This window comes from Stenotrophomonas sp. PS02289, assembly GCF_029960115.1.
Taxonomy (GTDB): Bacteria; Pseudomonadota; Gammaproteobacteria; order Xanthomonadales; family Xanthomonadaceae; genus Stenotrophomonas.
This window is the reverse complement of sequence record NZ_JASCOZ010000047.1, coordinates 1-15,911: the sequence shown is the minus strand read 5'-3', so window position 1 is coordinate 15,911 and position 15,911 is coordinate 1. Positions and strand designations below refer to the sequence as shown.

Sequence of the window (15,911 nt, the reverse complement as noted above, 5' to 3'; positions counted from 1 at the left end):
CGGCGGAATTTAACGTTGGTGCAACGCGATCCGCGCGATGATGTGGGGCTTTACCATCGCCCCCTTCGATACGGACCGCTCCGATGACCTGCAAGACCGCCTGGCTGGCCTGTTTGCTGCTGATTTCTGCACCGGCCTGGGCCGCCAGCGAGGCCACCATCACCGGCAAGGTCTATCAGGAACGCGACGGCAAGCCCGGCCGGGGGCCGACCGACCCGGCACTGGCCGGCGTGCAGGTGTCCAACGGCGAAGTGATCGTGCGTACGGCGGCGGATGGCAGTTACACCCTGCCGGTGCGCGACGGCCAGACCGTGTTCGTGATCAAGCCGGATGAGTTCCGCTTCCCGGACCGCGCCGACGGCTTGCCCGGCTTCTGGCGACACTATGTGCCGCAGGGCTCGCCGAAGCTGAAGTACGACGGCATCGCCGCCACCGGCAGCAACACCCGCAACTGGGATTTCGCGCTGGAGCCGCAGAAGGACGCCGACGGCGCACGCGACGGCTTCGACATGCTGGTGTTCAGCGATTCGCAGACCGCCACCCGCCAGGAAGTGGGGTACTACCAGCGCGCCATCGTCGAGCCCATCATCGGCAAGCACAAGGCGCGCCTGGGCACCACGCTGGGCGACATCGTCAACGATGACCTCAGCCTTTACCCGGAGCTCAACAAGGCCACCGCGCAGTTGCAGGTGCCGTGGTTCCACGTGCCGGGCAACCATGACCTGGACTTCGACGCCGCCACCGACCAGCACTCGCTGGACAGTTGGCGGGCCGTGTACGGCCCTGACACCTACGCGGTGGAGGAGGGCGGGGCCAGCTTCGTGTTCCTGGACGACGTGGTCTATGACCCGAACGGCAAGCCGAAGTACATCGGCGGCCTGCGCCCGGATCAGTTCACCTTCCTGGCCAATTATCTGAAGGCACTGCCGCGTGATCGCCTGCTGGTGCTGGGCATGCACATTCCGCTGTTCGATGCCGCGCCGGGCCGGGAAACCTTCCGCCACGCCGACCGCAGCCAGCTGTTCGCGCTGCTGAAGGACTTCCCGAATGTGCTGGTGCTGAGCGGGCACAGCCACACCCAGCAGCACTACTACCACGGTGCCGCCGAGGGCTGGCAGGGTGAAAAGCCGCTGCATGAGTACAACGTCGGTGCAGCGTGCGGCGCGTTCTGGTCGGGTGTGAAGGACAGCAACGGCATTCCCGACGCCACCATGAGCGACGGCACCCCGAACGGCTATGCGGTGTTGAGTGTGAAGCCGGCTGGCGAATATGCGCTGCGCTATTACGTGGCGCGCGCGCCGGACGATTACCAGATCTCCCTGCATGCGCCCAAAGTGCTGCGCAAGGGCGCGTACCCGGCCTGGGGCGTGTACGCCAACGTGTTCATGGGCCAGGACGACACCGCCGTGGAGTACCGCGTGGACGGTGGTGCATGGCAGCCGATGAAGCGGGTGGCGCAACCTGATCCGCGTCTGCTGGTGGAGAACGTGGCCGACGACACGGCCGAAAAGCTGCGCGGTTTCGACCGCTCGCCGGAAGCCACGGCCTCACCGCACCTGTGGCGCGGTGCGCTGCCGACCGATCTGGCGGCCGGCGAGCACAAGGTGGAGGTGCGCGCAGCGCAGGCCGATGGCTCGACCGCGACCGCCAGCACCACCTACCGGTTGCAGGTCGCCAAGCCGTAACGGGCGGCGCTACGGCATCCCATACGCATGGGTACGGCGGGCATTGGTATGCAAGCGGCGATCGATCAACGAAAATCCTCCCAATGCATTACTTTCTTACCAAGGCCCGTGCGTGAGCGCTGCGACCCCGTTTCCCAATCCGGCGCTGCGTCGCTCTGTTCCTGCTGAAACCCTGATCGTCGCCGACGTCGGTGGCACTTATGCGCGTGTCGCGCTGGCCGACGTGGCACCGGGCCAAGCGCCGCGCATCAGCGCGCTGCGCCGTTACGCCTGCGCCGAACACGCCAGCCTGGCCGCGATCCTCGCTGACTTCCGCGCCAGCCTGCCGCAGGCTCCAGCGGTGGCGGTCGTCGCCATTGCCGGCGTGCTCAAGGGCGACGACCTGGTCAATACCAACCTGCCGTGGCCGGTGTCGGTGCAGTCCACGCGTCGCGATGCCCAGTTGGCGACGCTGGAACTGATCAACGATTTCGAAGCGGTGGCCTACGCCATTCCGTTCGTCGATGCGCAGGCGCGCGTGTCGCTCACACCGGACGCGCCGCAGTCGAACGGCTGGCCAGCGTTGGTGCTGGGTGCCGGCACCGGCCTGGGCGCGGCGCTGCGTTTTGAAGCGGGTTCGCGTGCGGTGCTGGCCAGCGAAGCCGGACACGCCGCGCTCGGTGCAGGCAATGCACTGGAACTGCAGGTGCTGCAGCAGTTGCTGCAACGTTGGGATCACGTGGACAACGAACGCGTGCTGTCCGGCACCGGGCTGATGAACCTCTATCCCGCGTTGTGCGCGTTGCGGGGTGCCACCGTGCAGTGGACCTCGCCGGAAGCGCTGATCAGTGCAGCGCTGGACGGCGAGGATGCGCTGGCGGTGGAAACCCTCGAGGTGTTCTGCAGCTGGTTGGGCAGCCTGGCGGGCGACCTGGCAGTCAGCTTCGGGGCACGCTCGGTGTACCTGGCCGGCGGCATTTCCGCGCATGTGGCGCGCTTCCTGCATGACGGCCGTTTCCGTGACCGCTTCCTGGCCAAGGGCGTGATGCGTCCGGTACTGGAGCAGGTGCCGGTATGGCGGGTGGAACACGGCGAGTTGGGCGTGCTCGGCGCGGCCGTGTGGTATGACGAACATCGCCGCGCAGCGGCCTGACAACAATACCCGGCCCTCCCGGGGCCGGCGCATGGCAACGGGAGAAGCACCGCGTGACTGATCGCAGAACATTTCTTCAGGCCGGTGCGCTGGCCGCCGGCGTGGCCGCATTTCCGCGCGTACAGGCCAAGGCCAGCGGTCGGGCCCGCGTCGTATCGACCTGGGATTTCGGCGTAGGGGCCAACCAGGCGGCGTGGAAGGTGCTGGGCAACGGCGGCAGCGCGCTGGACGCAGTGGAAGCCGGTGCGCGCTGGGCCGAGAGCGAGCTGTGCAATCCCACCGTAGGGCGCTGCGGCAACCCGGACCGGGATGGCGTGCTGAGCCTGGATGCCAGCATCATGAAGGGCGATGGCAGCTGCGGTTCGGTCGCCGCGTTGGTCGACATCGCGCATCCGGTCTCGGTGGCACGAAAAGTGATGGAGCAGACCCCGCACGTAATGCTGGTGGGCGAGGGCGCGCAGCAGTTCGCGATGCAGCAGGGGTTCAAGCGCGAGAAGCTGCTCACTCCCGAAGCAGAGAAGGCCTGGCGCGAATGGCTGAAGACCGCGCAGTACACACCGGAAATCAACGTCGAGCGCCGCAGTCGGCCGGGTGACAGCAGCAACCACGACACCCTGGGCATGCTGGCGGTGGATGCACAGGGTCAACTGGCCGGTGCGTGCACCACCAGCGGCATGGCCTGGAAACTGCATGGCCGTGTGGGCGACAGCCCGATCATCGGGGCAGGGCTCTACGTGGACAACGAGGTAGGTGCCGCCACCGCATCGGGTGTGGGCGAAGAGATGATCCGCAATGCGGCGTCGTTCCTGGTCGTCGAACTGATGCGCCAGGGCCGCACGCCCGCACAGGCCTGCCGCGAAGCAATCGCGCGGGTGGTGCGCAAGCGGCCGGAAGCCAGCAAGACCCTGCAGGTGTGCTTCCTGGCGCTGGGTCGCAATGGCGAGGTGGGCGCGTACGCCCTGCACCGTGGGTTTGTCTATGCAGTGTGTGACGCCGAACGCCAAGATGACCTGCGCGACGCGGCGTCGGTGTACACCACGGAGCAGACCTGAGCATGGGCCACGTGCTGGAAATCGCATCGAACTCGGTGGCCTCGGCGCTGGCTGCGCAGCGCGGCGGTGCCGACCGCATCGAGTTGTTCGATAACCTCGCCGAAGGCGGCACCACCCCGTCGTTCGGCAGCATCGCGCTGGCACGTGAGGAACTGCGGATTCCGCTGTTCGTGTTGATCCGGCCGCGCCCAGGCGACTTCCATTACGACGCGCTGGAGCGCGAGCTCATGCTGCGCGATATCCAGCAGTGCAGGGCGCTGGGGTGCGACGGCGTGGTGATCGGCGCGCTGGATGCGGACGGCAACGTCGACGTTCCGCTGTGCCGTGAACTGGTGCGGGTGGCGGGATCAATGCAGGTCACGTTCCATCGCGCGTTCGATGCTGCGCGTGATCTATCTGCGGCCCTGGAAGACGTCATCGATTTGGGCTGCCAGCGGGTATTGAGTTCCGGCGGTCAGGCGAGTGCGGAGGCTGGGGCGGATACGCTGGCAGCGCTGGTGAATCAGGCGTCGGGTCGCATCAGTGTCATGGCGGGCGCAGGGATCAAGCCTGGCAACATCGCGTCGGTCGCGCAGGCGACGGGATGCCGTGAGTTGCACGCGTCGGCCAAGGGCACGCGACGTTCGGCCATGCGTTTCCAGAATCCGGCGCTGGTGGGCTTGTCGCCCGACTGGGTCGCCACCGATGCCGACGAGGTGGCTGCGTTACGCGCGGCATTGGCCAGCATCGCGTAGAGCCGGGCTCTGCCCGACTGCCCCTCGATACATGGTCGGTGGCCATGGGAAATGCCGAAGCAACGGCGGTGTCGATCCGGGGTCATGCGTAAATGAATGTTGTCCATTTCACGGCGATCGTCTGTCGACCGATCCCACCGGGGCACCGTGCGTGGTTTGGATTTTCGATGGCCACCGATAGCCTGCTGATGGCGGTTCGGGATGGGCTGGAGGGGGCGTGAGCCGCATGGATGCGGCGACCGAGCTTACATGGGTGAAGGCGCACCGCTTGCGAGGCACTGCCTCGCGTGCGACTGAACGCCCAGCCGCCAGCGGCTGGGCCGGGCCCCGGAGGGGGACTTGCAGCGTCCCCCGGAACGCCCGTCCCGAGCCGCCAAACCAGGGATGCCGTGAACACCGGCTGTTCGCCGAGAACCAACAGCAGCCGGGCAAGCCCGGCTCTACGTACATCGTGCAATCACGCAGCGCGCGGTAATCGTGCAATCACGCAGACAAAAAAACGGCAGCCACCTGTACCAGCGCGGCTGCCGTGGAGGAACATCCCCCGCCGTGACGTGCGGCGGGGGCGAGACTCAGAACTTGTAGGTCGCGCCGAAGTACAGCTGGCGGCCGGTGTACAGGTTGGAGATCAGACGGGCGTCGGTGTCGTTGCCCAGGTGGATGCGCTGCTCCGACTTGGTCGCGTTCAACACCGAGGCGGTGAAGGTCAGCGAGTCGGTGAAGTTGTAGGCCACGTTCAGATCCAGCTGATCGTACGGCTCGCTGTACTCGGTCATGCCGGCGGTCAGACCACCCACGATTTCGCCACGACGGTTGTACGAGGCACGCGCCAGGAACTTCTCGTTCTCGTAGAACACCGTCACGTTCGCCTGGTTCTTGGCGCTGCCCACCAGCGGCGACGCACCCAGGTCCTGGCCGTCCAGCACGATCGAGGCCAGGTTGGTGTCGTTGTAGGTGTAGTTCGCCTGCACGCCCAGACCGAAGTCGAAGGTGTACTGACCGTACAGTTCCACGCCCTGCGAAACGCCGTCACGGCCGTTTGCTTCGGTCTCGTAGTCCTGCACCGTCACCATCTGGCCGCCCACTTCCATCTGCAGGTCGCGCACCACCGGCACCGTGAAGTTGTTCACTTCCTTGCGGAACAGGCCGATACCCGCCACCGCGCCCGGCTTGAAGTACCACTCCAGGCCGATGTCGTACTGGTTCGCTTCGAACGGTTCCAGGTTCTTGTTGCTGCCGTGGCCCGCCCAGCCTTCCTCCGGCGCACCACCCGCCACGCGGCGGTCATTCACGTATTCGGCGCTGTAGTAGCTCAGCGCACCCGGGGCCGCGATGCTGGTGTAGCTCGGACGTGCGATCACCTTCGACGCCGCACCACGCAGCACCAGGTTGTCGGTGATGTCCCACGCAATGTTGAAGCTCGGCAGGAAGTCGGTGTAGGTCTTGTCCGAACCAATCAGCTCGAAGGTCTTCTCACGTGCCAGGTTGTCCGGCAGACGCACGAAGCCACTTTCGCAACCGTAGGTCGGGAACGCCGCTGCGGCCGGGTCGTCGCACGACATCGGCGCGCCCGAAGCGTTGTCCAGGAAGTAGTCGTTGAAGCGCTCGATCGAATCGCTCGATTGCGCGAACTGCTTGGTACGCACCACGCGCACGCCCACGTTGCCGCGCACACGCTCGGTACGGAAGTTGGCCTGGAAGTAGCCCGAGTAGATCTTCTCGTTGACGTTGTAGACGAAGTCTTCTTCAACCCGGTTGTGCGAACCGCCGTAGGTCTGGTTCAGATAGTTGATGTACGCCGGGTAGTTGATGCCCGGGAACACGTTCGCATCGAAACCACCGCGGATGCCGCTGATCGGGTTGGACAGGAAGAAGCCCGGCTGGGCGATGCCCGCCGTACTGTCACAGCCCGCCTGGTAGCGGTTGTTGTCGTAGTCGGCCGGATCGGTGCCCGGGCACACCCAGTAGGTGTTGCCGGTGTTGCGGTGGACCTTGCCGTCACGGTACTTCGCGCCGAACTGGAACGAATCCAGCCAGCCGGTTTCGAACAGCTTGGTGAAGTCGGCCTGGAAGTAGTTCTGCTCCACTTCCGTCTGCATCCACGACGAGTCGGTCGAGCCGGTGTCGACTTCAGCAATGCCGTTCATCAGCTGCTGCTGCAGATCCGGCGAGAACGTCACCGACGGCGTGCCGGTCAGGTCCCACGCGGTGTAGCGGTTGCCGGCTTCCCACACGCCATCGACGCGGCGGCGCGGCTTGGCCGACATGCGGAAGTTCATCGACGGGCCACCTTCCGACCAGGTCCGGCCGCCGGTGAACGACGCCTTCCACAGCGGGCTGATGTCCCAGTCGATGCTCAGGTCGGCGGTCTGCGACAGCGCCTTTTCGCGGCTGTAGCCACCGGTCAGCTGCGGGGTCGGCACGGTGCAGTCATCCGGACCCCAGCCACCCGGGGCCATGCCCGCAGCAGCGGCTTGGTCTTCACTGCAGTAATAGGTCTTGCCGGCCTGCTTCTCGAACTGCGCACCGGTGACGATGGTGCCGCTGGGGTCCATGGTCAGCCCGTTGAGCAGGCGACCGCCGGCCCAGTTGCCGTCCTGGTTGTAGCGGGCCATGTTCCATTCCGGCACCTTCAGCATGTGCTGTTCGTAGTTGCCGTCCAGCTCGAAGCGGAAGTAGTTCGCCGTCATCGTGAGGTTGTCGATCGGCTTGAACTGGAAGGTGAACTGGCCACCCTTGCGCTCACGCTCTTCTTCCTTCACCGCGAAGTTCACCGAGGTGGGCATGAAGAAGTCGGTGTAGCTGCCGCCGTTCTGGTCGTTGAAACCGGAGTTGCCCCACCAGTAGTTGACGCCGCCCTGGGTGATGTCGCGGCCATGCGCGTCACGGGCGGTGGTGTCCATGCCGTACCACTGGTAGTTCTCGGAGGTGACCTCCATGGTGCGGCTGGTGCGCTTCTGCTGGGTCACGCCGACCAGCACGCCGAAGCGCTCATCCTGGCTGTGCCAGGAGTACAGCGCCGAGGCCTGCGGATCCACGTCTTTGTGGGTGTCCGAGGAAGTGCCTTCCAGGGTCACGTAACCGGAGTTGGATTCCATCTCCAGCGGGCGACGGGTGTGCAGGATGACCGTGCCGCCGATGCCGCCTTCGTCGATGCGCGCTTCCGGCGACTTGAACAGCTCGGCGCTGGACAGCATGTTCGACGGCAGCAGGGTGTAGTTGAAGGAACGGCTGGCCTCGTCGTTGGTTTCCGAGGTGGCGATGTAGTTGCCATTCAACTGGGTCAGGGTCAGGTCCGGATCCAGGCCGCGCACGCTGACGCTCTTGCCTTCGCCGCCGTCACGGGTGATCACCACGCCAGGCACGCGCTGCAGCGAATCGGCGACGTTCTTGTCGGGGAACTTGCCCACGTCTTCGGCGGTGATCACTTCGACCACTGCGTTGGCGTCGCGCTTCTGCTGCAGGCTCTGCTCGATGGCGTAGCGGTAGCCGGTGACCTGGACGCTGTCCAGGGTGGTGGCATCGGGGCTCTGGGCCGGGGCAGCGGCGGGGGCCGCCTGCTGGGCGAAGGCCACCGGCGCCAGCGCGGCGCTCAGGGCGAAGGTGATCGCCGCCGACAGGGCATGGCGACCGTTCTTACGGGACATCTGCTTCATTTCCACTCTCTCCCTCTCCTGGATCGAACTGGGGTACTGGTACACGGATATGATTGAATCGATCTAATCTTTGTGCCGATTTCTCTGGGGTAATCCGGGCTGCTCCCCCCAGCGCGCCACGGCCGCTGTATGACGGTTTAAAGTTGGATCGATCTAAACCGCCGACCGGCGAATTTTAAACATGGCTGACACAAAAGCGCATGCTGCTCCGCAATAACTGAACAGGCGGCGGGTCGTTCATGTTGCGGCGCAGAATGCATCGATCCAAACCGGCGTGGTTTACTCCGCCACTTAAATCGATCTAAATTCCCGATGGCGGGGATTTGAACGCCCATCGACCCACAGGAACCCACTGCATGCGCCGATTGCCGTCCCTTCGCGAACTTCCCGCCCTGCGCCGCCCGCTGCTGGGGCTGGCCTGCCTCACCGTGCTGGGCTTCACCCCGATGCTGCAGGCCGCGCCGGCCGCGCTCGAGCGTGAGGTCAACACCTTCATTGGCAGCAAGGACGACGGCAACACGTTCCCGGGGGCCTCGGCTCCGTTCGGCCTGATCCAGGTCAGCCCGATCGGCGAGCACTACGCCGGCTGGCGCTACGACGATCCGAAGATCCGCGGCTTCGGCCACTCGTTCCTGTCCGGGGCCGGGTGCTGGGAGCAGGGCGGCCAGGTGTCGGTACTGCCGGTCACGGGCAGCATCGGCCCGGGCGGCGACTTCGACACCGACAACGCCAAGAGCTTCGACCACAAGGCGTATGCGGCCAACTACACCCACGAAGGCGAGGTCGGGCAGGCAGGCTATTACAAGGTGCGCCTGACCAGCTACGGCGGCATTGATGCCGAAGCCACGGCGCGCACCCGCGCGGCGGCCGAGCGCTACACCTTCCCGGCCGAGGCGGGTGAAGGCCACGTGCTGGTCAACGTGGGCCAGGCCAACGAACGCCATTCGGTGATCGGCAGCGTGATCGACGTGGTCGGTGACCGCGTGGTGGAAGGCAAGCTGGTCACCAAGAGCTTCTGCGGCGGCCATCAGTACACCACCTGGTTCCGGATCGAGTTCGACCGGCCGTTCAAGGCCTTCGGGACCTGGGGCGAGGCCGGTGGTCTGCCGGGTGCCCGACACGGCATGGAAGGCGAGCAGAAGCCGAGCGGGGCCTGGCTGAGCTTCGACACCTCCAGGGGACGCGCAGTCACCGCGGTCAGCGCCATCTCCCACGTGGACGCCGAAGGCGCGCGCACCAACCTGCGCGAAGACGGCATGCAGAACGGCAAGCTGATCGGCTTCGAGCGCATGCGCAGCCTGGCGCAGCAGCAGTGGCGCAAGGAGTTGAACACCGTTCGGGTGGACAGCAAGCACGCCGATGACCGCACCGTGCTGTACACCGCGCTGTACCACGCGCTGCTGCAGCCGCTGACCGGCAGCGACGCCGACGGCCGCTATCGCGGCTACGACGACCAGATCCACCGCGCCGACGGCTGGACCTATTACGAGTACTTCTCGCTGTGGGATACCTACCGCGCGCAGAACCAGTGGCTGGCTTTGACCCGCCCGGAGGTCACCCGCGACATCGGACGCACCCTGCTGGCGATCAACGAACAGGGCGGCTGGCTGCCGCGTTGGGGCTACGCCAACTTTGAAACCAACATCATGACCGGCGACCCGGTCACCCCGTTCATGGCCGACCTGTGGCGCTTCGGGGCGCTCAAGGGCCGTGAGGCCGAGGCCTACACCGCGCTGCGCCGCAATGCCTTCGAGCTGCCGCCGATGAACTCGCGCCATGCCGGTCGCTCCGGCAATCCGGGCTATGTGCAGAATGGCTTCGTCGCCTACGACCGCGCCTTCCCCTCCAAGGGCATGGACGTGGACCCGCACCACGGCGGTTCGGCCACGCTGGAATATGCCTTGGCCGACTGCGCGCTGGCACAGATGGCCGACGGCCTGGGTCATGTCGACGACGCCGGCGTGCTGCGCGAGCGCGGCCGCAACTGGCACAAGGTGTGGGATGCCTCGGTGCGCGATGAGGAGACCGGCATGAGCGGCTTCCCGCGTCCGCGCATGGACGACGGCAAGTGGTACGTGCCGGCCGACGGTCACTACAGCCCGCGTTCGCACCACGGCTTCCATGAAGGTACCGCCTGGCAGTACCAGTGGCTGGCCCAGCAGGACATGCCGGGTCTGGTCCAGGCCATGCACGGCCGCGAGCAGGCCGGCAAGCGCCTGGACGCCTTCTTCGCCTACGACGCGCTGCTGCAGTCGCCGCTGCAGGCCGCGCGCAAGGAATGGGTGGTCGGGCCGTACAGCTACTACAACCAGTACCGCTACAACCCGAACAACGAGCCGGACCTGCACGCGCCGTGGATGTACACCCTGATCGGTCAGCCGTGGAAGACGGCCACCGTGGTGCGCGCCGCGCAGCAGCTGTTCACCAACGCCCCCAATGGCGTCACCGGCAACGACGACCTGGGCACCATGTCGGCGTGGTACCTGTTCAGTGCGCTGGGTCTGTACCCGGCCGTGCCGGGCAGCGGTGAGTTCCTGCTGCACACCCCGCGTTTCGCCAACGTGGAAGTGGACCTGGGCACCGGCCGCACGCTGAAGCTGCAGGCTCCGGGCGCGGAAGGCCGCACCCTGCAGTACATCCAGTCGGTGAAGGTCGACGGCCAGGACCAGGACAAGGTCTGGCTGGACTGGAACCGCCTGCAGCAGGGCGGCACCGTCCGCTACGCACTGGGCACCCAGGCCCCGGAAAGCGGGTGGGGCACCCGCACCGACGCCCTGCCGGTGTCGTATTGCGCCACCCCGGGGGCGTCCCTGGAATGAGCGCGGCGTTGGCCGATGCGATCGTTTAGGCTTGCATCTTCCTTGACCCGCCCGATGACACGATGAAAAAGGATCGTTCCACTGCCAAAGGGGCCGCCGCGAAGGCATCGTCTTCGAAGGAGCCGGCTGCACCCACGTCACGCACCAGTGGACGTGCGGTCACCGTGACCGACATTGCCGAGGCCATCGGGGTGTCGCGCGCGACCGTGTCGCTGGTCCTGCGCGGGAGCCCCCTGGTGAATGTGGATACCCGTGCGCGGGTCGAGGCCGAGCTGCGCAAGCAGCGCTATGTGTACAACCGCAGCGCGGCCAACCTGCGTCGACGGACTTCCAGCAGCGTGGCGCTGGTGATCAACGACCTGTCCAACCCGTTCTTCGCCGAATTCGCCTCCGGCGTGGACGAAGCACTGGGTGCGAAGGGCTATGTGACCCTGCTCGGCAGCACCGGCGAGTCGCCACAGCGGCAGCAGGCGGTGGTGTCGACCTTGATGGAACACACCCCGGCCGGCTTGATCCTGTCGCCCGCCGAAGGCACCGATGCCACCGAACTGCGCCAGGCGCTGGGCTTCAATGCCAACGTCCTGCTGTTCAATCGCGAGCTGAAAGGTGGGGACTGGGACTTCCTGACCCTGGACAACCAGCAGGGGGCCTACCTGGCCACCCGACACCTGATTGAACGGGGGCATACCCGGATCGCGTTCTTCGGCGGCCATGCCGACTCCAGCTCCTGCCATCAGCGCCGTGCCGGCTACAAGCAGGCACTGGGTGAGGCGGGGCTGACGGTGCAGCCGCAGTGGCTGATCGAATCGGCCCCGAACCGGCTCGAAGCGGCCGCGCGCACCGGCGAGCTGTTCGCGGCCGAAGCGCAGCCCACCGCGGCGGTCTGCTACAACGACACCGTCGCACTGGGCTTGATGCTGGGTCTCGCCTCGCGCGGGGTGCACCCCGGCACCGAGTTCGCGGTGACCGGCTTCGATGACATTTCAGAAGCAGCAGTGGCGCTGCCGCCCCTGACCACCCTGACCGTGAACCCGCGCGAGCGGGGCCGTCAGGCCGCCGAGCTGTTGCTGCAGCGGCTCGACAATCCCACCGCACCGCCACAGCGCACCGTGGCTCCCGTGCAGCTCCGTATCCGCGAAAGCAGCGGCAGCGCCGCCTGACATCGCATTCCCTTCATCTGCCCGTACCCTGAGACGCGTCCCGCATGCCCATCTCTCCAACGCCCCGACTGCCCACTTCGTCTTCGTCCGCACCCGTGGTCAACACGCGCGTGGCGCTGGCCGTGGCCACCACGATCTTCTTCATGTGGGGCTTCCTGACCTGCCTCAACGACATTCTGATTCCGCATCTGAAGGCGGTGTTCGAACTGAACTACGCCCGCGCGATGCTGGTGCAGTTCACCTTCTTCGGCGCGTACTTCCTGATGTCGCTGCCGGCCGGTCGGCTGGTCGCGCACCTGGGCTACAAGAAGGGCATCGTCGCCGGTTTGGCCATTGCCGCAGTCGGCGCGCTCGGCTTCTGGCCGGCGGCTGAGCTGCGCGTGTATGAAGCTTTCCTTGGCGCGTTGTTCGTGCTGGCGACCGGCATCACCGTGCTGCAGGTCGCCGCCAATCCGTATGTGGCGCTGCTGGGTCCGGAACAGACCGCGTCCAGCCGCCTGACCCTGGCCCAGGCGCTGAACTCGCTGGGTACCGCGATCGCGCCGATCTTCGGTGGCCTGCTGATCCTGGGCAACACGGTGAAGAGCGCCGATGAACTTGCCGCGCTGAGCACCGCCGAGCAGCTGGCCTACCGCACCGCGGAAGCACAGTCGGTGCAGGGCCCATACGTGGGCCTGGCGATCGCGCTGGCGCTGCTGGCGGTGTTCGTCTACCTGTTCCGTCTGCCGGCGTTGAATGAAACCACCGAGCAGGCCGACCCGGTCAAGCACACCCTGATGGATGCGCTGCGCCACCGCCATGTACTGTTCGGCGTGCTGGGCATCTTCTTCTACGTGGGCGCGGAAGTGTCGATCGGCAGCTTCCTCGTCAACTATCTCTCGATGCCCAACATCGGCGGCTTCACCGAACAGCAGGCCACCGGTTTCGTGTCGGCCTACTGGACCATGGCGATGATCGGTCGATTCGCTGGTTCGGCGATCATGGTCCGCTTCTCGCCGCGCGTGCTGCTGACGATCTTCGCGGCCGCCAACGTGGCACTGCTGGCGTTGACCATGAGCACTGAAGGCCATGTGGCGGTGTACTCGGTGGTGGCGATCGGCCTGTTCAACTCGATCATGTTCCCGACCATCTTCGCGCTCAGCATCGAACGCCTGGGCGCGCTGACCAACAAGGCCTCCAGCCTGCTGATCATGGCCATTGTTGGTGGCGCGATCGTGCCGTTCCTGCAGGGCATGCTGGCCGACCGCATCGGCCTGCATCTGTCCTTCATCCTGCCGTTGCTGTGCTACGGCTACATCCTGTTCTATGGCATGTGGGGCTCGCGCCCGCGTGCTGGTTTCAGCCAGGGGGGCTGAGCGCGTCATGACGAAGATTGTGTGTTTCGGCGAAATTTTGATCGATCTACTCGCGCAGCCACCGGCCACGCCGGATACCCCGCGCGCGTTCCTGCAGTACGCCGGCGGTGCCCCCGCCAACGTCGCCGTGGCCGCGGCCAAGCTGGGTGCGGACACCCACTTCGCCGGCATGCTCGGCCAGGACATGTTCGGTGACTTCCTGGCGCAGAGCCTGAGCGACGCCGGCGTAGCCACTGACTGCATCGTGCGTACCAACCAGGCCAAGACCGCGCTGGCGTTCGTGGCGCTGGACGCGCATGGCGAGCGCAGCTTCAGTTTCTACCGGCCGCCGGCCGCGGATCTGCTGTTCCGCGCCGAGCACTTCCAGCCGGCCTGCTTCGAGGGCACGCGCACCTTCCATGTGTGTTCCAACAGCCTGACCGAGGCCGAGATCGCCGAGGCCACGCTGCAGGGCATGCAGCGCGCCCGCGCTGCCGGTGCCCTGGTCAGCCTGGACCTCAACCTGCGTCCCTCGCTGTGGCCGGCCGATGTCGACCCGACCCCGCGTCTGTGGGATGCGCTGAAGCTGGCCGAGCTGGTCAAGCTGTCGCGCGAGGAACTCGACTATCTGGCGGCACCGCTCGGTATCGACGGTGGCGATGCGGTGATCCAGCGCCTGCTGGGTGCCAACGCGCAGGCCGTGGTGGTCACGGACGGGGCCGCGCCGATGCGCTGGTTCACCCGTCATGACCAGGGCACGGTCACCGGTTTCCAGGTGCCCACGGTGGACAGCACCGCCGCCGGCGATGCCTTCGTGGCCGGGCTGCTGTTCGCGTTGGGTGAGCGCGGAGCCGATGGCAGTGCCTTCGCCGGGTTCTGCCGCGACGCTGCCGGCCTGCGCGAGGCGATTCGTTTCGGTGCGGCCGTCGGCGCGCTGGCCGTCACCCGCAAGGGCGCATTCGCCGCCATGCCCAGCCTGGCCGAAGTTACGCAACTGCTGCAGCAACAACAGGACACCGCCGCATGACCACGCATGTTCCGCCCCAGCCTGATTTCCGTTCGCCCGAGTTCCTGCGCGCGCATATCGCGCAGACCATGGCGTTCTACCAGCCGCACGAGATCGACCCGAAGGGTGGTTTCTTCCACTACTACCGTGACGACGGCAGCGTGTACGACGCCAGCCACCGCCACCTGGTCAGCAGCACCCGTTTCGTGTTCAACCACGCGATGGCCTACCGCGAGTTCGGCAAGCCTGAAGACCTGAAGGCGGTGGAACACGGCATCGCCTACCTGCGTGACGTGCACCGCAATCCGGCCACCGGCGGCTACGCCTGGACCCTGCGCGACGGCGTGGTCGAAGACGCCACCAATCACTGCTACGGCGTGGCCTTCGTGCTGCTGGCCTACAGCTGTGCGCTCAAGGCCGGCATCGGCGAGGCCCGGCAGTGGATGGATGAGACCTGGCAGCTGCTGGAATCGCGCTTCTGGGAGCCGGAATTCGGCCTGTACAAGGACGAAGCCGACGCGGGCTGGAACTTCAGCGACTACCGTGGCCAGAACGCCAACATGCACATGTGCGAGGCGATGCTGGCGGCGTTCGAGGCCAGCGGCGAGCAGCGCTACCTGCAGCGTGCATTGCTGCTGGCCGACCACATGACCCGCCGCCAGGCCGCGCAGGGCGATGGGCTGGTGTGGGAGCACTACGACACCCAGTGGAAGATCGACTGGAACTACAACCTCGACAATCCCAAGCACCTGTTCCGCCCGTGGGGCTTCCAGCCCGGTCACCAGACCGAGTGGGCCAAGCTGCTGCTGATCCTGGATCGGCATGTGCAGGCCGACTGGCTGGTACCGACCGCACGCCATCTGTTCGACGTGGCGGTGGAACGCAGCTGGGACGCCGCGCGCGGTGGCCTGTACTACGGCTTCGCACCGGACGGCAGCGTGTGCGACGACGACAAGTATTTCTGGGTGCAGGCCGAGTCGCTGGCCACCGCAGCGCTGCTGGCCAAGCGCACCGGTGAGGCGGTGTACTGGGAGTGGTACGACAAGCTGTGGGCGTATGCCTGGCAGCACATGATCGACCACCAGTACGGCGCGTGGTACCGCATCCTGGATGCGGACAACCGCAAGTACAGCGATGAAAAGAGCCCGGCCGGCAAGACCGACTACCACACCATGGGCGCGTGCCACGAAGTGTTGAACGTGGTGCGCTGACCGGGGATTGAAACTGGCCGTTTCGCCACGTCCCGCGTGGCTTCGCGGTAATGATCGGCCGTAGAGCCACGCCCTGCGTGGCTTCGCGGTGTTGGAAGGAATACAGCCACGCAGGGCGTGGC

The 15,911-nt window shown here is 66.2% G+C and carries 10 protein-coding genes; 9 read left to right on the top strand and 1 reads right to left on the bottom strand.

Going from position 1 to position 15,911, the window contains the following annotated elements:
- The first annotated feature begins 83 nt into the window (after positions 1-83).
- From QMX83_RS08835 to QMX83_RS08820, 4 genes are all read left to right on the top strand, one after another.
- The gene (locus QMX83_RS08835) at positions 84-1,685 is read left to right on the top strand and encodes a calcineurin-like phosphoesterase family protein (protein ID WP_282296260.1); all 1,602 of its coding nucleotides are present in this window, start codon (positions 84-86) and stop codon (positions 1,683-1,685) included.
- Between the two features lie 112 nt (positions 1,686-1,797).
- Positions 1,798-2,817 (top strand): glucokinase, encoded by a 1,020-nt coding sequence (locus tag QMX83_RS08830; RefSeq protein WP_282296259.1) that lies wholly within the window; start codon positions 1,798-1,800, stop codon positions 2,815-2,817.
- 53 nt (positions 2,818-2,870) lie between these two features.
- Complete coding sequence (locus tag QMX83_RS08825; RefSeq protein WP_282296258.1) at positions 2,871-3,869, top strand: N(4)-(beta-N-acetylglucosaminyl)-L-asparaginase; 999 nt, start codon at positions 2,871-2,873, stop codon at positions 3,867-3,869.
- A 2-nt stretch (positions 3,870-3,871) separates the two neighbouring features.
- Complete coding sequence (locus QMX83_RS08820; protein WP_282296257.1) at positions 3,872-4,603, top strand: copper homeostasis protein CutC; 732 nt, start codon at positions 3,872-3,874, stop codon at positions 4,601-4,603.
- Positions 4,604-5,175: 572 nt separating this feature from the next.
- Here the strand turns inward: QMX83_RS08820 and QMX83_RS08815 are convergent.
- The gene (locus tag QMX83_RS08815; RefSeq protein ID WP_282296256.1) at positions 5,176-8,259 is read right to left on the bottom strand and encodes a TonB-dependent receptor; all 3,084 of its coding nucleotides are present in this window, start codon (positions 8,257-8,259) and stop codon (positions 5,176-5,178) included.
- A 446-nt stretch (positions 8,260-8,705) separates the two neighbouring features.
- On the opposite strand from QMX83_RS08815, the gene QMX83_RS08810 reads away from it, so the two are divergent.
- From QMX83_RS08810 to QMX83_RS08790, 5 genes are all read left to right on the top strand, one after another.
- Positions 8,706-11,078 (top strand): GH92 family glycosyl hydrolase, encoded by a 2,373-nt coding sequence (locus QMX83_RS08810; RefSeq protein ID WP_282296273.1) that lies wholly within the window; start codon positions 8,706-8,708, stop codon positions 11,076-11,078.
- Between the two features lie 62 nt (positions 11,079-11,140).
- Positions 11,141-12,238 carry a LacI family DNA-binding transcriptional regulator gene (locus QMX83_RS08805; RefSeq protein ID WP_282296255.1) on the top strand — a complete coding sequence of 366 codons (1,098 nt, stop codon included), beginning with the start codon at positions 11,141-11,143 and terminating at the stop codon, positions 12,236-12,238.
- A 44-nt stretch (positions 12,239-12,282) separates the two neighbouring features.
- Complete coding sequence (gene fucP, locus QMX83_RS08800) at positions 12,283-13,593, top strand: L-fucose:H+ symporter permease (RefSeq protein ID WP_282296254.1); 1,311 nt, start codon at positions 12,283-12,285, stop codon at positions 13,591-13,593.
- Positions 13,594-13,600: 7 nt separating this feature from the next.
- Positions 13,601-14,599, top strand: coding sequence for a carbohydrate kinase (locus QMX83_RS08795; protein WP_282296253.1), 999 nt, complete (start codon positions 13,601-13,603; stop codon positions 14,597-14,599).
- Positions 14,596-15,789, top strand: a complete 1,194-nt coding sequence (locus tag QMX83_RS08790; RefSeq protein WP_282296252.1) for an AGE family epimerase/isomerase — start codon at positions 14,596-14,598, stop codon at positions 15,787-15,789. Before QMX83_RS08795 ends, QMX83_RS08790 begins: the two co-directional genes overlap by 4 nt.
- Positions 15,790-15,911 lie beyond the last annotated feature (122 nt).